11 protein-coding genes are annotated in these 17,050 nt (G+C 70.1%); 7 read left to right on the top strand and 4 right to left on the bottom strand.

The features are described 5' to 3' along the window. The first annotated feature begins 395 nt into the window (after positions 1-395). The 4 genes from BO221_RS44230 (at position 396) to BO221_RS44215 (ending at position 4,196) form a co-directional block, all read left to right on the top strand. Positions 396-773, top strand: coding sequence for a response regulator (locus BO221_RS44230; RefSeq protein ID WP_073566959.1), 378 nt, complete (start codon positions 396-398; stop codon positions 771-773). 53 nt (positions 774-826) lie between these two features. Beyond that, a complete protein-coding gene (locus BO221_RS44225) occupies positions 827-2,845 on the top strand; it encodes a serine/threonine-protein kinase (protein WP_158080022.1) in 2,019 nt (672 codons plus the stop codon). An 88-nt stretch (positions 2,846-2,933) separates the two neighbouring features. Continuing rightward, the gene (locus tag BO221_RS44220) at positions 2,934-3,872 is read left to right on the top strand and encodes a DUF2381 family protein (protein ID WP_073566958.1); all 939 of its coding nucleotides are present in this window, start codon (positions 2,934-2,936) and stop codon (positions 3,870-3,872) included. Positions 3,873-3,938: 66 nt separating this feature from the next. Then, a complete protein-coding gene (locus tag BO221_RS44215; RefSeq protein WP_083682408.1) occupies positions 3,939-4,196 on the top strand; it encodes a helix-turn-helix domain-containing protein in 258 nt (85 codons plus the stop codon). A gap of 25 nt (positions 4,197-4,221) precedes the next feature. Here the strand turns inward: BO221_RS44215 and BO221_RS44210 are convergent, their stop codons facing one another. Both BO221_RS44210 and BO221_RS44205 read right to left on the bottom strand, forming a co-directional pair. Next, positions 4,222-5,472, bottom strand: coding sequence for an imm11 family protein (locus BO221_RS44210; RefSeq protein ID WP_073566956.1), 1,251 nt, complete (start codon positions 5,470-5,472; stop codon positions 4,222-4,224). A 106-nt stretch (positions 5,473-5,578) separates the two neighbouring features. Further along, complete coding sequence (locus tag BO221_RS44205; RefSeq protein ID WP_158080021.1) at positions 5,579-6,196, bottom strand: DUF2378 family protein; 618 nt, start codon at positions 6,194-6,196, stop codon at positions 5,579-5,581. Between the two features lie 161 nt (positions 6,197-6,357). Between BO221_RS44205 and BO221_RS44200 the strand changes: the two genes are divergently transcribed. Together BO221_RS44200 and BO221_RS44195 are read left to right on the top strand one after the other, a co-directional pair. Then, positions 6,358-7,386 carry an RluA family pseudouridine synthase gene (locus tag BO221_RS44200; RefSeq protein ID WP_073566954.1) on the top strand — a complete coding sequence of 343 codons (1,029 nt, stop codon included), beginning with the start codon at positions 6,358-6,360 and terminating at the stop codon, positions 7,384-7,386. Between the two features lie 10 nt (positions 7,387-7,396). After that, positions 7,397-9,601 (top strand): ATP-binding protein, encoded by a 2,205-nt coding sequence (locus BO221_RS44195; protein WP_073566953.1) that lies wholly within the window; start codon positions 7,397-7,399, stop codon positions 9,599-9,601. On the opposite strand, the gene BO221_RS44190 is transcribed toward BO221_RS44195, so the two are convergent. Together BO221_RS44190 and BO221_RS44185 are read right to left on the bottom strand one after the other, a co-directional pair. Then, entirely contained in the window at positions 9,564-13,475 is a 3,912-nt protein-coding gene (locus tag BO221_RS44190; protein ID WP_073566952.1) for a tetratricopeptide repeat protein, read from the bottom strand. The two genes, BO221_RS44195 and BO221_RS44190, sit on opposite strands and share 38 nt — an antisense overlap. A gap of 169 nt (positions 13,476-13,644) precedes the next feature. Beyond that, complete coding sequence (locus tag BO221_RS44185) at positions 13,645-15,111, bottom strand: hypothetical protein (RefSeq protein WP_073566951.1); 1,467 nt, start codon at positions 15,109-15,111, stop codon at positions 13,645-13,647. 70 nt (positions 15,112-15,181) lie between these two features. Between BO221_RS44185 and BO221_RS44180 the strand changes: the two genes are divergently transcribed. Beyond that, a complete protein-coding gene (locus BO221_RS44180) occupies positions 15,182-17,050 on the top strand; it encodes a RiPP maturation radical SAM C-methyltransferase (RefSeq protein ID WP_073566950.1) in 1,869 nt (622 codons plus the stop codon).

Below are 17,050 nucleotides of genomic sequence, written 5' to 3'. Positions count from 1 at the left end.
GTGAGGTTCAGCAGCCCGAAGTCATGCGTGCGGGCGCACGGCGTCTTCGCCAGGAAGGCGCCGTCGAGCCGCTGCACCGGGGGGATTGGGGCGCCGTGCTCCTCCCGTCATCCCCTGGACGTCTTCCTCCGGCCAGGCTCGCCGAAGGAAGTCCGTTCAGGGGGGAAGGTTCCGGCCGCGATAGGGCGCAACTGATCCGATTGTTGGACAAGTCGGCATGCCGCGCGGCCGGAAGGCGCCTCGGGCCGGGCCTCTTCATCATCCGGTCGATCCTCCTCGGACAGGAGGGCGGCGTCGGCGTACGCTCCACTTTCGCCGAGGGACTCCCCTTCACCGTGGACCCGCCCCGGCGGCCTTCATCCTCCGGCTCCTGACCCGCGCTCCTGGCTGCCCCCATGACCGAGCCCCTCCCCTCCACCTCCACTTCCACCCCCATCCTGGTGGTCGACGACGACCCGGACATCCGCGAGGCCCTTCGAGACATCCTCGACGACGCGGGCTACAGCGTCGCCCTCGCCTTCCACGGCCAGATGGCGCTGGAGATGCTGGAGACGATGGGCCGGCCATGCCTCGTCCTGCTGGACTGGATGATGCCCGTGATGGATGGCGCCCAGTTCCTCCACCTGCTGCGCGAGAACCCGCTCTACGACTCGGTGAAGGTCATCCTCTGCACCGCGAGCGGGCGGGACGTCCCTCCCGGTGCCCAGGGGCTCCTGCGCAAACCCTTCGAGCTCGAGGAACTGCTGGCCGTCGTGGCCGGTTCCTGCGGCTGAGCCACCGGTTGTCAGCGGTCATGCTAAGCTACCCCACTCGGGAGGTAGCGTGCATGAGCGAAGCCGTGGAGGGGCGGTCGGCGGCGGAGCGGCCATGGCGGGCGAAGTGGCCGCGGTGGGCCGAGCGGGAGTGGGAGGAGGCGGGGCCGCCTGCTCTCGGGACGGAGGTGGACGGCTACCGGCTGGAGCGGCGGCTGGGGGCGGGCGGTCAGGGCACGGTGTACCGGGCGAGCCGCGGCGGGCGGCTGTATGCCCTCAAGTTCCTGTCGCTGGACTCCCCGGACTGGGCGTGGCGGGAGCTGGAGGTGCGGCTGCGGCTGCGGCGCGTGGGCGGCCTGGCGGTGGAGTGCCACGGGTTGTGGCCGCACGAGGCTCCGCGCTACCTCTACCTCGTCACCCCGTATGTGCGAGGGCGCCCGCTGTATGCCTGGGCCCGGAGGAAGAACCCCACCGCGCGGGAGGTGGCGTGGGTGGTGCGGTGGGTGGCGCGGCAGCTCGCGCAGGTGCACGCGGCCGGTGTGGTGCACCGGGACGTCAAGGGCGGCAACGTGCTGGTGGGCAAGCAGGACGGGCGGCCGGTGCTGGTGGACTTCGGGGTGGGCACGTACGTGGGCGCGCCGGAAATCACCCACCCGATGGGATTGCCGGGCACCCGGCACTACCGCAGCCCCGAGGCCCTGCGCTTCCGGCGCGAGCGGGCCGGTGAGCACTCCCCGGCGAGGACCACGGATGACCTGTGGGCGCTGGGCGTCGTCCTCTACTGGCTGCTCACGGGCAGCTACCCCTTCGACACGGAAGTGGCGGACGAGGGAGCGCTGGCGGACCTCATCCTGAAGCACGAGCCCACGCCGCCGCATGTGCTCAACCCGCGCGTGCCCCGGGCGCTGAGCGAGCTGTGCCTGCGCATGCTGGAGAAGTCACCCCAGGCTCGCTTCCCGGAGGCCGGGGCCGTGGAGGCGGCGCTGGAGGCGGTACTGACGGAGGCGCAAGGCGATTGGGACGTGCCGCTGTGCGAGCAGTGGGGCCCGGAGGATGCCACCACGCCCCAGGAGGCATGGCTGGATTGGGGAGACATGAGGGACAAGGCGCGGCGGCTGCTGGAGTACGCGCGGCGCTTCCCCCGGCGGGGACGGCCCGAGCCCGTGGCCGAGGCGTCCACGTTCTCGCGCTCCCCGGAGGAGCCACCGCCCGGAGCGAGTGGTGTCCCGAAGGCGGAGGTCTCCTCGTCATCGCCGCGAGCACGGCGTGTGCCCTGGCGCGCGCTGGCCTGGGGTGGAGCCGCGTTGGTGTTGGTGATGGGGCTGCTCTGGTTGTGGCCGGCTCCCACTTCAGAGGTAACGTCCAGCGACAGCATGCGACAGGTGACAAAAACCGGCCAGGAAGTGGCGGGAGGCGTCAGGCCGCCGGAAGTTGGGGACGGCGCGGCGCCCGAGAAGGCCGCAACCCCCGCGCCCGTCGCCCCAGCGACGCCTCGGAAGGACAGCACGCGCGTGAGGACTCCCCAGAAGACTTCCACCTCTCAGCCGGAACAGCCGCGAAAGCAAGACACGCTGCTCGACGCCACGGCGAAGACATGCGTCCTGGTGTGGGCCGCGGGCCAGCTCGCCTGCGCCAGCCCCGAGCCTCAGCTGCGCCCCACATCGCCTGCCCCGCGCGTGCCTCCGCCCGCCGCGTGCCCCGCCGGTTCCGTGGAGACGATGACGCAGGTGCTGGGGATCCAGAGCTTCGGTGGAAGGCTCGGCGTTAACTTCCTCATCGACGGAAAGGAGATCATCAACAAACTCATCACCGTGCGCCCGGGCCAGGCGGTCACGGTCGAGGCTTACAAGAAGATCCGGCAGCTTCCCGCCAGAACCGTCTATGTCGGGCAGCTCCTCTTCGGGGAGGGGCGTGTCTATGGGCGCTTCACCCAGGCGCGCACCCCCGATGGACAGACGTATTCCGTCTGCTTTGATCTCTACGACTCCGCGAGGGACGGAGAGCGTGGTGTGTTGATGGAGCCCGGGAGTCAGCCGGATGCCGCGATCATCGGTTCCACGTGGGAGATCAGTCCCGTGAAGCGCTTCGAATAGAAGACGCCGGGTGCAACAAGAAGGGAAGAAGGGCGGAGCCAACGTGGGAAGTCCCTGTTAGCATGGCCACTTTGGAGGTCGTGTCGCCATGCTCATGCCATTCCGCATCGCCGCCTTGTTGTTCCTCCTGGATTCGAGCGCCCCCGTACTCGCACAGCCCCTCACTCCTGGCTGGGACCTGTCGGGAGCGCCCCGCTTCACGGTGACCGCGGACACGGCCGGCGAGACACGGGAGGTGCCCATCAGTCCGAATCGCACCCTCTCGTTCGTCTTCGATACACCCGTCCTGAAAGGGGGCGTCGTGGTGGAGGAGCGTGCGCGTTTCCGTCAGGTGGCGCTGTCGGAGGACGGGCTCATGCTCAACCTGCTGCCTTCCGACGAGCTGAAGCCGGGCAGGCGTCTGGGGCTGACGGTGCGTTTCGCGGATGAAGCCACGCCCACGAGTCTGGATTTCACGCTGGTGGTGTCCCCCCAGGCCGAGCCGCAGGTGGAGGTCTACCGCGAGCCGCGCCCGTGCGACTCGTACCGTCAGCAGGCCGAGGAGTCGGATGCGAGGGCTCGGTACTACCAGACACTGCTGGCCCGGGAGCGCGCGGAGCGGGGCGTGCCCCGGGGACTCATCGGTCTGCTCGTCTCGAAGCTGATGGGCAAGGAAGGTATTCGCGCCAAGCGCATCAACCTGGAGGTCGTCCTGCGTCCCGGAGAAGCCTTCACCTTGCAGGATGCCGTGAGCTACCGCGCCACAGTGAGAGAGGAAGGTGCCGAGGTGACGCGGCTGGCGGTGGAGCTGCTTCTGCGGAACCTGGGGTCCACGCCGTGGACGCCCACGCATGCGCTGCTCGTGGGTGAGGGCGTGCGGTGGGAGGCGGAGGTGTGGCCGTCGCAGCCCCTGTCTCCGGGCGAGACGGCCCAGGTGTTGATGGAGGTGGAGCGGCCCGGGCTCGCGGGCTCCGGTCCCTACCTGCTCAAGCTGTGGGAGGAGGGCACTACCAGAACGGTCACTTTCTCCGGGGTGACTTTTCCGTGAGGGAAGACTCACGAGGTCTTCTCTCGCGTGCTAACCTCAGGGGGTCTCTTAATTGGAGAACCGCCCATGTCTTCGTCTCCTGTTCCCATGCGATGTATCTGGAGCCTTGCGCTGTGGCTGCGCACCACCCGGATGAGAGCGGGGCTCACCCAGCAGTACGTCGCCGAGGCCAGTGGCATCTATATCGGGATGTACGGCCGCATCGAGCGCGCGGCGCTGATGCCCACCGAGGCAACGCTCCAGCGGATATGTCTGGTGTTGAAGTTGGACTACCAGTTCCTGGTGGACATGGTGACGCGCGGGGAGGAGCCCATGCACCACTGAATCCAGGTTCCACGCCGCGTGTCGGCTACACCACGGCGCGACGCCTGGTGCGAGACAGGTGCTCCTCGCCGTTCTCCGCGAAGCGCCGTACCAGCTCTTCCCGCCCTTGCTTGCCATGCTGTACGCGGTAGTCCAATTCGGTGGGAAGCAGTGCCTTGACGGTCACCAGCCGCACGTCTCCCGCCGGAGTGGTGATGTGCTGGGGCAGGGTGTTCGACTCCACTCCCAACAGCACACCCACCCGGCCATCCCGGGTGACGAGTGATTTGGGAACTCCCTTCCCCGATACCTCCATGGTCAACTGACCCTTCAGTGCGGCCTCTCGCACCCGCTCATGCTCCGCGAGCTCATTGGCTACGCGCTGGAGCACTTGCAGGATCCAACTGCCCTGGACGTCCTTGACGGGCTCGTCCGTTTCGATGGCGAGCTCCAGTCCGAAGCCTGCGGAAGGCACTGTCTGGTCGGGGGAGGGATCGGAGAGACCGTCCGTTACCAGCAGGAGCCGCTTTCCCGTCCGGTGGATGACGCGCCACGCCTGCCGCTGGCCCGGCCACGCTGGACCACTCGGGACGATGGGGACGATGGCTTCTTCCTCCAATGTGCCCAGGGCGCGCCAGGCTGCTTCACGTGCGGCGTCCATCTGCCGCAGCCACTCCTTGTGCGACCCAGCCGGCGGTTGTTGCTCATCCCGTGCGCGCCGGGGTCCTGTGACTTCCCTGAACTCAGTGCCCGTTGCGCCGGTGCGCTCGAGGGCTTCTTTGATGTCCTCGGAAACGATGAGGGACCCTTTGTATCCCCAGGGGCGGAACACCTTGGCATCGCCTGCCTTGGCTGGGTCGATGCGCAGGCCGTACACATCCCGATACTGCCCAACCTTGTCGGGTCTCCCATCCTCCGGCTTCCAGTAGAGAACTTCCTCGCACGCCTCGTCATCGATGCACTTCACCAGGCGCGAGACATTGACCAGAAAGTAGGGCGCTGGCCGTGAGTCCATCTCCACGGGGATGAGTTGGATGTCACCAGGAGCCAGTGTGAGCAGGACATCGGCCACCTTCTGGCTGACCACGGGAATGCCGCTCGTGTCGGCACGCGAGAAGTCGAGCGAAGCGCCGGGATGATAGATGGGGACTCGAAGGCGGCCGTCAAAACGACTGGGCTCTCCGCTCATGAACTGCCGCGTGCGCACTTCGTTTCCCTGCTCATCAACAGGGTCGCCCAGCAACCAGCGATCCGGGCTGCTCATTTCGTCGATCAGCTCAAAGTACCTCTGCGCCATGCAACCGTCCTAACCTCACGGAGCCCGAGTTACGTCACCAGCTTGTCAGGCGCGATGGTGATGTACCCAGGGGCCTGTGCCGACAAGACGGGTGGACATGTGGCTCCTATGCCCAGGAGAGCTCGTACGCGTTGACGCCAGGCTCCACCTGCCACGAGCGCACCTTCGCGCCATTCACCTTCGCGGCCTCGAACGTCGCCAGGAAGCCGCCCTCGACGAACGGCCGGGGACTGAAGTCTCCCTTGACGGTGAGCACGCCGCTCCACGGGCCCGTCGTCCTCACGTCCACCTCCACGCCACTCACCCCCACCAGGATGGCCCACGGCAGTCTGTTGAGCAGCCGGTGCGGATCTCCCTGCACCAGCACCAGCAGCGTCCTGCCCGCCGCCGACACCAGGAAGTTCTCCGCCGCCTGCTGCCCCAGGTGCCGCAGCGCCGTCTCGAAGTCCTCCTTGTCCCCGCCTCCCAGCCGGGCCGCGGCGTAGAGCACCTCGAGGTACTTGCCGGAGGAATAGCTGAAGAAGTCCAGGAACTGCTTCTCCCCGAGCGTCGCCAGGCACTGCTGGACCGCGGCTTCCCCTCCCCGCTGCCGCACCACCTCCAGCACCGCGTTGAGGAGCATCCCACGCACCGCGGCCTTCTCCGGGAGCGCGGACAACAGCCCGCGCAATTCCTCCTCGGAGCCGTGCGGCGGCGAGTGGGGCAGGGCGGTCAAGTCCTTCATGTGCTTCTCATCTCCGGTCATGGCGGGCGTGGCGCCGGGTGATTCCACGTCCACCCCTCGCTCGGCAAGTAGGCGGAGGCAAGCAGGGATGTGCTGCCAGTGAACATGGACAGACCCGGGGAGGAAGCGCGCGGCGCGCTGTGTTAAGCCGGCACTGCCGCATGAGAGCGCAGAACGAGCCCATCCCTCCACCGTCCGGCCAGGCCCCCGAGGGCTACGTCGACATCCCGTTCGTCGTCGAGCCGAATTACGCCGGCTGGCGGCTCGACCGCTACCTCTCCGAGAAGCTCCGCCGCCTGACGCGCGAGCGCCTCCACGGCATCATCCAACGCGGCGTCCTCTGCGAGGGCCGCCGTCTCAAGCCCTCCACCCCCGTCTACCCCGGTCTCTCCTTCCGCATCCGCCGGCCCGCCAGCGCCGAGCCGGAGACACCCACCGAGCTGACCACCGTCTTCCAGGACGACTGGCTGCTCGTGCTCGACAAGCCCGCGGGTCTCCCCATCCACCCCACGGCGCGCTACCACAAGGGCACCCTCGTCTCCCTGCTGCGCGAGCGCTTCGGCGAGGCCTTCGCTGAACCCGCCCACCGGCTGGACCGGGAGACGAGCGGCCTCGTCGTCTGCGGACGCACCACCGAGGCCTGCCGCGTCCTCGGCCGCCTCTTCGTCTCCCGCGACGTCCACAAGGAGTACCTCGCCGTGTGCGAGGGCCACCCTCTGGAGGACACCTTCCACGTGGACGCGCCCATCGCCGAGGGCACCGAGCTCATCCGCATCGCCGTGCGCATCGACGCCGTCACGGGCAAGGAGAGCCGTACCCGCTTCCAGGTGCTCCAGCGCTTCTCCCGCGAGGGCGAGCCCTTCTCCCTGCTGCGCTGCTACCCGGAAACGGGGCGCCAGCATCAAATCCGCATCCACCTGCGCGAGGCCGGCTTCCCCCTCGTGGGCGACAAGATGTACGGCCCGGACCCTGGCTACTTCGACCGCTTCAGCAAGCGCTGTCTGGAGCCCGAGGCCTGGGCCCGCCTGCGCCTGCCGCGCCACGCCCTGCACGCCGCGCGCATCTCCTTCCCCCACCCGGAGACCGGAGCGGCCGTCACCTTCGACTCGCCCCTGCCCGGAGATCTCCAGGACTTCATCGCCGGCGGGCCCATCTCCGCGGAGCCTCCGTCAGGCTCGGACGCGGCATGAGGGCTTCTCCATGAACAGGGCCCGGATGCCTTCCGCCGATTCCAGCACGATGGACGTCCTGCTCCCCGAGGCCCTCCTGGATGTCATCACCGAGGGCGTGACGGTCTTCGATGCGGACGGGCGCTTCACCTACCTCAACACCGTGGCGGAGCGGGTGCTCGGGGCCTCGCGTGAGCAGTTGCTCGGCCGGCGCGTGGGCGAAGTGTTCCCCGACTTCCGGGAGACGCCCCTGGGCTCGGCGGCCCAGCGCGCCCTCATCGAGCGTGTCTCCATCACCGTCGAGGCCTTCTATGCCCCCCAGGACGTCTGGCTCGAGGCGAGCATGGTGCCGCACGGCCACCACCTGGTGGTGCTGCTCCGGGACGTGACGGCGCGCCATCTGGCGGAGGCGGCCCAGGAGAAGAGCGCTTCCCGGCTCTCGCTGTTGCAGGAGATGACGGCGAAGCTGTCCGCGGCGGTCTCCACCGAGGAAGTGGGCGCCGTCCTCGTGCGCGGCGCCAAGGAGGCAACGGGGGCCACACTGGGCTGGGTGGGCCTGGTGGAGCCCGAGGGGCAGGCGCTGCGGATGGTGGCCAGCGAGGGTGTCCCCAGCGAGCTGATGCGCCAGTACGCGCGTCTCCCGCTCGATGCGCAGCTGCCCCTCACCCGGGCCTTCGTCAGCGGGGAGTCCGAGTGGCTGGGCTCGCTCGCGGACTTCGAGGCCCGCTATCCGCACCTGGTGGAGTTCGTACGCGCCTCTCCCAGCAAGGCGGGCGCCTATGTGCCCATGCGCGCCAAGGACACGTCCCTGGGTGCCATCACGCTCGCCTTCCTCGAGCCCCGCGTCTTCGACGAGGCGGACCGTGGCTTCATGCTGGCGCTGGCGCATCAGGGCGCGCTCGCGTTCGACCGGGCCCGGCTCTTCGATCGCGAGCAGGCGGCGCGCGCCGAGGCCGAGTCCCACCTGATGGCCCAGGTGCGCGCGCGGCGGGAGCTGGAGGCCGTGGCGTGGCGGCAGCGCTTCCTCTCCGAGGCCAGCACGCTGCTGGCCGGCTCGCTCGACTACACCACCACGATGGAGAGCCTGGCGCGGCTGGTGGTGCCCGAGCTCGCGGACCTGTGCGCGGTGGACATGCTCACCGAGGAGGGCCGCGTGGAGCACCTGGCGCTGGCGCATGCGGTCCCCGAACGGTTGGAGCTGGCGCGGGAAGTCGTCCGTACCAATCCCATCGACCTGAGCTCCGAGCACGGCGCGGGCAGGGTGCTGCGCACGGGCCAGCCGGAGTGGTACCCGGACGTCTCCGACGCGGCGCTCACCACCCTCGACAGGCCTTCCCGGGTGATGACGATGCTGCGGGAGCTCGGCATCCGCTCGTTCATCTGCGTGCCGCTGGTGGCACGGGGCCGGGTGCTCGGCTGTCTCTCCCTGCTCCAGACGGTGAGCAACCGGCACTACGCCGAGGCGGACCTGCGGCTGGCCGAGGAGCTGGCGCACCGGGCCGCCTTCAACGTGGACAACGCGCGGCTGTACCGGGAGGCCCAGGAAGCCATCCGCCTGCGCGACGAGTTCCTCTCCATCGCCAGCCACGAGCTGAAGACCCCCCTCACCTCGCTGCGGCTGCAGCTCTCCCTGCTCGCGCGGCTCATGGGCCCGGAGGCGATGGAGCGGGTGGGCGGCAAGCTGGACGGGGCGCACCGCCAGGTGGACCGGCTCTCCAGCCTCGTCTCCACGTTGCTGGACGTGAGCCGCATCGCCACCCGGCGCATCAGCCTGGAGCTGTCCGAGGTGGACCTCACCCTCGCCGTGCGCGAGGCCCTGGAGCGGTTGCGCGAGGTGTTCGCCCAGGCCGGCTGCGACGTGACGTTCCAGTCGTGGGGGCCGGTGGTGGGGCGGTGGGACGCGCTCCGGTTGGATCAGGTCATCGTCAATCTGCTCACCAACGCGGCCAAGTACGGGCAGGGCCATCCCATCACCGTCACCGTGGAGGCGGACCGGGAGCAGGCCCGGCTCACCGTGCGGGACGAGGGCATCGGCATCGCCGCCGAGGCCCTGCCACGGCTCTTCGGGCGCTTCGAGCGCGCGGTGAGCGTCCGGCACTACGGGGGCCTGGGCCTGGGGCTCTACATCAGCCGGCAGATCATCGAGGCGCTCGGCGGACGGGTGAGCGTGGACAGCAGCCCGGGCGAGGGCTCCACCTTCACCGTGGAGCTGCCTCGCGGGGGGCCCCGCCCCTGAGGGCGGTGCCGAGGGCCTCGGCCTTGCGGACGAAGCCCGAGAGCCCACGCGTCCGGGCGTCCTCCTCCAGCATCTTCAGCCGCTGCCAGGCCAGGGGAGTCCGGCCCCAGGCCCGCTCCGCCTCGGCGAGCGCCAGCCGGGTCTCGTACTCCAGCGGGACGAGCCCGGTGCTCCGGGTCTCGGCGAGCACCGCCTCCAGCCGCTTCACCGCCTCGCCGGGCCTGCCCTCCGCGGTGAGCACCCGCGCCGCCACCAGCGCCGAGCCGAGCCGCGTCTGGACATGCTGGCTCCGGGCCGCGAGGGCTTGAGCCCGGGCGCTCGCCTCGCGGGCCAGGGCGGGCTGGTTGCGCGCCAGGTGCATCAGGGCAAGCACGGTGTGGGCCTGGGCCTCTCCATCCGGCAGCTTCAGGCCGCGCAGCGTCTCCACCGCCGTGGTCAGCGGCTCCAGCGCGGCCTCTGGCCTGCCTTCCTCCACCGCCAGCAGTCCGAGCGACACCTGGGTCTCCGCCACCTCGCTGTGGCCCTCCAGCTTGCGGCGCAGGCCCAGCGCCTCCTCGTACCCGGCGCGCGCGTGCACCAGGTCTCCCTCCAGCAGCGCCACCATTCCGGAGCCCTGGAGGAGGTAGGCGGTGTAGCGGTCGTCCTGCGTGTGCCTCGACAGGGTGAGCCCCTCCGCGTAGTGCCGCCGGGCCTCGTCCAGGTGGCCCTCCTCCATCGCGAGGTTGCCCTGTGTCCACAGCCCCACCATCAGGGCATAGCGGTAGCCCGTCTCCCGGCTCCGGAGCACGCCCTCCTCCGCGGGCTTGCGCGCCCCGGCCACGTCTCCGCGCATCAACCGCAGCTGCGCCAGGTTGCTGAGCGTCAGCCCCTCGTTGCGCCGGTCGTTGATGTCCCGCTCGATGGCCAATGCCTCCTCGAAGAGGGGCTCGGCCTGGGCCAGCTCGCCCTGCATGAGGAGGGTGTCGGCGATGTTCTGCAGCGCCAGGGCCACGCCGCTCCGGTGGTCGATGTCCTTCCAGATGCGCAGCGCCTCGGAGAAGACGCGCTTGGCCTCCTCGTAGTCGCCCTCCTCGTAGGCGACGTTGGCCAGGCGGTTGTGCGTCTCGCCCTCGGAGCGCGGGTCTCCGGCGTCGACGAAGATGCGCAGGGCCTGCTGGCAGGCGGCGGTGGCCTCCGTGTGGTTGCCCAGCCGCAGCAGCGCGTTGCACTGGGTCAGCCGGGCGCGGCCCACGAGCAGGCGCGAGCCCCGCTCGGTGCCCTTGCGCACCGCGCGCGCGGCCAGGGGCAGCACCTTCTTGTACTCGGAGAGGCTGTGGCGCACCTGGGCCTCGGCGAGGTCGATGCGCTCGTCCTCGCAGGCGGGCGGGGCCATCTGGCGCAGCGCCGCGAGGGTGGCGAGCGCGTCATGTCCCTGGCCGCCCGAGGACTGGGCGCTGGCGAGCCGCAGGCCATGGTCGAGGTCATCCGGGAAGAGGGTGGAGAGGGTGCGGTAGCTGTCCACCGCCTTGGCCCAGTCCTTCTCCATCTCGTGGAGGCGGCCCTCCACCAGCAGTTGCTCCTCGCGGGACAGGCCCTTGGCGAGCGCGAGCGCGCGGCTGGCGGCCTCGAGCGCGCGCGCGTCGTAGCCGAGCACCGCCCAGGTCTCAGCGAGGGCGGAGTGGGCCAGGGCGAAGCGGGGGTCCGCGGCGATGGCCTGGGTGAAGAAGTCCCGGGCCTTCTGCGGCTCGTAGGCGCGCAGCCGGGCGAGGCCCTCGGCGTAGTGGCGCAGCGCGGTGGCGTTGGCGGGCAGCGCGCCCGTGGTGTGGCCGGCGTCCTCCGCCGGGCCGAGCCTTTCCCGGAGCTGGTCGCCCATGCGCGTGACGAGCTCGATGGTCTCCGCCTGCGTCCCGTTCTCCCGGAGCATGGCCACCTCCTCGCCGGTGGAGGCGTCCTGCAGCCGGACGACGAGGCTGAGCCTGCCGCCCATCTCCTCCGGCATCGCCAGGTAGGAGCCGAGCACCACCAGGTTCACGCCGAGGTGCGTGCGGATGCGGTCGAGCGTGTCCTTCGCGAGGCTCTCGTTCTCGGCGAGGGACAGCTCGCGCTTCATCCGCCCCACGGTCTCGCCCGAGACCAGGCGGAGGTCTCCCCGCGCGGCGAGCTCGGCGGTGAGCATCTCGGAGAAGGCCGTGGACAGCCAGGCGACGTCGGCGCGTCCGGAGAGGTTCTTGAAGCCGAGCACCGCCACCGAGCGGCGCGGCTTCACCTGGGGGGCCTCCATGCCGGAAGGGGACGGCGGGAGGGGCCACGTCCGTGCCGTGTAGCCGCCCAGCGCGGCGAGCACGAGCGCGCACAGCACGAGCAGCACCGCGGGCACCCGGCGGCCGCGCCCGGGCCGTCCGGGCAGCGTGGGAATGGAGGGCAGCGAGGGGCTCGAGAGGGTGATGCGCCGGGCCTTGGCCGTGTCCTGGGGCGCCACCAGCGGCGCCTTTCCGACCTCGCCCACCTCGCACACCTCCACCGGCTCCTCCACCCCGGCCAGCAGGTAGAAGCCGTGGGAGCGCCAGGCCAGCCCGGGTCCCGTTCCACTGGTGCCCACGACGGCCCGGCGGGCGATGTCGAAGGCGGCGCGCGTCATCAACGTCTGTCCGCCATGGGCCAGCGGCATGATGCGCGCGGCGATCAGCTTGGTGAGCCCCTCCACGTCCACGGGCTTGGCGCCCTGGGCCACCAGGTGGGGTGGGTTCTCGCGCAGCACCACCTCGCCCAGGTGGATGCCCGCGCGCGCCTGGAGCCGCACCCCCTGCTCCTGCTCCAGCAGGGCGAGCCGTTCATGGTAGGCGAGCGCGTAGCGGGTGGCGTCCACCGGCCGCTCGAAGAGCAGCAGGAAGCCATCGGTCTTGTCGATCTCCTGCCCGCCGTGCACGTGCAGCAGCTCGCGGGCCAGTTGATCATGCCGGGCGAAGAGCTCGGCGGCGCGGGCATCTCCCAGGGACTCGACGAGCCGGGTGCTGTCGGTGAGGTCCAACAGCAGCACGGTGCGGATGGCGACGCTCGGCTCGTCGAGCGGACGGGGCACGCCGCTGGGCTGCACGAGTGTGCGGACCACCTCTCGGGCGCTGGTGAAGCGCTTTCGCGGCAACGGGTCCATGCAGCGGCGGATGACCACCACCCAGCGATGAGGCAGGCCCAGTCCCTCCGAGGACACCGAGCCGCGGCGCACCCGCTCGAGCAGGGCCAGCGTCTCGGAGTCCGGCGAGGACAGCGCCCCCGCGAGCAGCTCGAGCAGCACGAGCCCCAGCGAATAGAGATCCGAGGCGCTCGTGGGAGCGGAGCCCGTCTGCCGCTCGGGAGCGAGGTGGGGCGCGGTGGCGGGAGGGTTCGCGGACTCCCAGGCCCACGCGGGCGCGGCGAGCACGGCGCGCGTCCCCTCCGGCGCGGAGATGAGCATCACCCGGGCGCTGCGGAGGTCTCCGTGGACGAGGCCCGCGTCGTGCAGCGTGGCCAGGCCCTCGCAGAGCTGGCGCGCCAGGGGCAGGGCTTCCTGGGGAGTCAGCGGGCCGCGTTGGCGCAGCCGTTCCTCCAGGCTCTCTCCCTCGAGCAGCTCCGTGGCGAGGAAGGGGAGCTCCGCGCCGGACGCCTCGTCGTGGTGGCGGCCGACCTCCAGGATGCGCTGCACGTGGGGACTCACCACGTCCCGGGCCCGGTGCAGCTCGTGCTCCAGGCGCTCCAATGACTCCGGGTCTCCGGAACCCGTGCGGACCAGCCGCACCGTGACGTGTTGCTGGCGCTCCACGTCGAGCGCTTCGTACGTCTCGTCCCGTCCCGTCGGGGTGATGGACCGCAGCAGCTTGTAGCGGCCGACGATGAGCCGCTCGCTACCAGATGAGGTCATCGGAGCCATTCCGGACGCCGGGGGGGGAGCCGTTGCGGATTGTGCCACACGCCCCCGGGGAGGCGATCTCCGGTTGGCGCGATGCGCAAGTCATTACGGCCAGATGACTGAAGGGGAACGTTGTGGGTGGAATTCCACCTTCGATGAACGGGCGGAGGCCCTCCCCGAGCTACTGCTGTTTCGGCTTCAAGCTGCCCCACATGAAGACGAGTATCAGGGGAAAGCACGTGAGCAGCGGGTAGAACACGAGGGAGAACAGCAGGCCGGGCAGCACGGTGAGGCCCCTGTTCTTCGTGTAGCTCATGCTGCTCCAGGCCAGGAGCGCGTGCCCGGCGTACAAGACGGGATTGCCCGAGACGTACGAGAGGGGATCGTCTGGAAATGGCCCGAAGAGGGCGGACGCATAGAAGAGGGCCGCTCCGCCGGCGATGCCCACCCGGAACTTGTTCTCCTGGAACCAGCTGTTCCCGGGTGGGTAGGGATGCACGAGGGGATGGCGCTCGGGCGAGTGGCCGTCACCCGCGGGGCGAGGCTGCTGGAGGACGTCGTGGAGGGTGGCCGGTGGTTGGGGCACCACGAGGTACTGCTTCCCTGACTGGAAGATGAGTTCCTGTCCGGTGCTCTGTCCACGATGGAGTCCGGTGAGCGGCCAGAACCGCCCATCCCGGGCGCGGGTGAGCTCCCGCAGGGCGTGCTCGAGCTCGCTGGGAGGAAGTTGCCGCAGGTGCTCGACCAGGGACTCCAACTGCCGCAACTCCGCGGGTTGGAGCTTCCGGGCAGGGAAGCCCACGAGTTTCAGGCACGAGTCGAGAAAGGTGCGGTGGCGCGCGGGGAGGAGGGCGGCTCCATGGGGCCCGAAGACGCCCAGCCCCCACCGCTCGGGGTGCAGGTAGTTCACGCGGTGGCAATACGCCGGGCTGGTGGCCACGCCGTTCGCCTGGGGCTGCCCGTGCGGCATGTTCACGGTCCGCAGGCAGAGCCGGAGCAGGGACGTCAATGTCTCGGCGTAGGAGAGGGAGAAGAGGGTGAGCCCCATCCTCTTCACATGGAGACCCATCCACCCGGGCAGCAGGGTGATGGCCTCGGGCTGGAGCGCGGCGAGGGGCAGCTGGACCGGCTCTCCGAGCCAGGGCCGCCAGAGCAGCCGTTTCGGTGTGAGCCAGACGCGCCCGGGCGAGGTCCAGGAGAGCATCCAGTCCTCGAAGAGCACGGGGTCTTCCGCGTCGGGCGGCCGTGGCGGGAGTGCGAGCGTCAGGGCTTCCAGCCCGCTCAGTGCCTCCGCGAGGGAGGCTCCGTTCTGGAGGGTGGCCTGTGCGAGCCGTTTGTGGGCCAGGGCCTCCAGCTTCACGCGCTGGGTGCGCAGCGCCTGGAGGACATGGAGCCCGGCGTGCTCCCGGGGCCACTGCTCCTGGCGGGCGCGGTGCTCCACGTAGGCGAGCACCTCGGTGAGCTCCGCCTCGTGCTCCCGCGTCTCCTTCAGCAGCTCGGGTTGGGTGCGCAGGACGCTCCGCCATCGGAAGGAGGAGAGCTGCTGGGTGAGCCGGGTGTAGCGCTCCCGGGCCTGCTCGATGCGCTCCCAGCGGCCCTCGAGCTGGCGGCGCAGGGATTCGAGTGCTGGGGAGGTTGGCGCGGACATGACAGGGATTCTGCCATACGTGTGGTCCCGCATTGGCGTACGGGGAGGGCTCCCCTATGCTGCCCGGCCGATGAAGGTCGCGCTGGTCGTGATGCCGCTGGCGGCGGTCTACCGCCCGAGTCTCGCCGCGGGTCTGCTCCAGGCCGCGCTGAAGGCCCGCGGCATCGAATGCCAGACGAAATACTTCAACGTCACCCTCTGGAAGATGTTGGGCGCGGAGCCCTACCGTTTCTTCTGCCATGAGGCGCCCATGACGGCGCTGGCCGGGGAGTGGGCCTTCGCGCAGGCCTTCCATGGGCGGCGCGAGGGGGCGCGGGAGGCCTACGCGCGCGAGGTGTTGGACCATCCGGTGTGGGGCATGCCAACCGCACTGCGCGGGCATGTCTGGGCATTGGAGGCGGTGGCGCCGTCGTTCCTGCGCATCGCCTTCGAGTCCTGCGACTGGGGCCAGTACGGCCTGGTGGGCTTCACCAGCACCTTCGAGCAGACGATGCCCTCGCTGTGCCTGGCGCGGATGATTCGCGAGCGCTACCCGAAGGTGAAGCTGGTGGCGGGCGGCGCCAACTTCGAGGCGGGGATGGGCCGGCAATACATGGAGCAGTACGGCTTCCTCGACTACGTGGCCACGGGCGAGGCGGATGTCTCCTTTCCCCGGCTCTGCGAGAACCTGCGCGAGGGCCGCGGCGAGGTGCCTCCGGGCTTCCTCTACCGGGAGGGCGGCGAGGTGCGTGAGTCGCCCCGGCGCAAGGAGCCGGGCTACGCCAACCTGGACGTGTTGCCGACGCCCGACTACGAGGATTTCTTCCAGCTGGTGCGCACGAGCGCGCCGGAGCTGGGGGCCGGGATGTGGCTGCCGCTGGAGGCCTCGCGGGGCTGCTGGTGGGGAGAGCACTCGCACTGCACCTTCTGCGGCCTCAACGGCGAGGCGATGACCTTCCGCCGCAAGAGCTGGCGGCGCGTGGTGGACGAGCTGGAGGAGGTAGGCCGGCGCCATGGCGCCACGCCCGTGCAGTACGCCGACAACATCCTGGCGATGGACTACTTCAAGGACCTGCTGCCCCACTGGGCGGGCCAGCCGGTGCGCACGGAGAAGTTCTTCGAGATCAAATCCAACCTCAAGCGCCGCCAGGTGCGGTTGCTGAAGGACGCGGGCATCACCCGGGTGCAGGCGGGCGTGGAGACGCTGGCGGATGGGACGCTCAAGGTGATGCGCAAGGGCGTGTCGGGCGCGCAGAACGTGGCGCTGCTGCGCTGGTGCCAGGAATTGGGCGTGGACTCGCTCTGGAACGTCATCTACGGCTTCCCCCGCGAGGACGTGGACGACTACGCGCGCACGCTCTCGCTCCTCCAGAAGATGGGGCACCTGCGGCCTCCGGACATCTGCTCGCCCATCCGCATGGATCGCTTCAGCCCCAACCACGCGGGCTGGCGGGAGCAGGGCTTCACCCGCATCCGGCCCATGCCGGCCTACCGGCACGTCTTCTCGCTGCCGGAGGAGACGCTCCACGAACTGGCCTACTACTTCGACTATGAGCACCCCCGCTTCGACGAGGTGCTCGCGCGGGGCGCGGAGCTCCAGGCCTTCATCCTCCAGTGGCAGGAGCGCCACCGGCGGCGGGAGAACGGAGAGCTCGCCGTGAGGCCGCACTGGCGGGGAGGCTTCGTGCTCGTGGACAGCCGCTTCAACCTCACGCCCGCCAGCGAGCGTCTGGCCGAGGCCACGGTGGCACTGCTCCTGGCGTGTGATGCACCTGTCTCGCGCGAGCAGGCGCTGCGGACGGCGGCGGAGGCCACGGGTTCCGAGGATGCCGGAGCCCTGGAACGGGAGCTTTCCAGATTGCTCGAGCGGGGCATCATCGCCAGTCTGGGCTCGCTGCTGGTGACGCTGGCGATGCTTCCGGATGGACTGCGGACGGAACGGCTCGTGAGGGCCCACTGA

The sequence above is a fragment of the Archangium sp. Cb G35 genome, from assembly GCF_001896145.1.
GTDB lineage: Bacteria > Myxococcota > Myxococcia > Myxococcales > Myxococcaceae > Archangium > Archangium violaceum.
The sequence above is the reverse complement of the archived record's forward strand: the minus strand, read 5'-3'. Positions and strand labels throughout refer to the sequence as shown.

What these genes read in the sequence shown, in the direction of transcription:
- BO221_RS44195 (WP_073566953.1), top strand. Translation starts at nt 7,397, where the DNA reads ATGAACAGGGCCCGGATGCCTTCCGCCGATTCCAGCACGATGGACGTC.
- BO221_RS44180 (WP_073566950.1), top strand. Translation starts at nt 15,182, where the DNA reads ATGAAGGTCGCGCTGGTCGTGATGCCGCTGGCGGCGGTCTACCGCCCG.
- BO221_RS44215 (WP_083682408.1), top strand. Translation starts at nt 3,939, where the DNA reads ATGTCTTCGTCTCCTGTTCCCATGCGATGTATCTGGAGCCTTGCGCTG.
- BO221_RS44220 (WP_073566958.1), top strand. Translation starts at nt 2,934, where the DNA reads ATGCTCATGCCATTCCGCATCGCCGCCTTGTTGTTCCTCCTGGATTCG.
- BO221_RS44190 (WP_073566952.1), bottom strand. Translation starts at nt 13,475, where the DNA reads ATGACCTCATCTGGTAGCGAGCGGCTCATCGTCGGCCGCTACAAGCTG.
- BO221_RS44185 (WP_073566951.1), bottom strand. Translation starts at nt 15,111, where the DNA reads ATGTCCGCGCCAACCTCCCCAGCACTCGAATCCCTGCGCCGCCAGCTC.
- BO221_RS44205 (WP_158080021.1), bottom strand. Translation starts at nt 6,196, where the DNA reads ATGAAGGACTTGACCGCCCTGCCCCACTCGCCGCCGCACGGCTCCGAG.
- BO221_RS44225 (WP_158080022.1), top strand. Translation starts at nt 827, where the DNA reads ATGAGCGAAGCCGTGGAGGGGCGGTCGGCGGCGGAGCGGCCATGGCGG.
- BO221_RS44230 (WP_073566959.1), top strand. Translation starts at nt 396, where the DNA reads ATGACCGAGCCCCTCCCCTCCACCTCCACTTCCACCCCCATCCTGGTG.
- BO221_RS44210 (WP_073566956.1), bottom strand. Translation starts at nt 5,472, where the DNA reads ATGGCGCAGAGGTACTTTGAGCTGATCGACGAAATGAGCAGCCCGGAT.
- BO221_RS44200 (WP_073566954.1), top strand. Translation starts at nt 6,358, where the DNA reads ATGAGAGCGCAGAACGAGCCCATCCCTCCACCGTCCGGCCAGGCCCCC.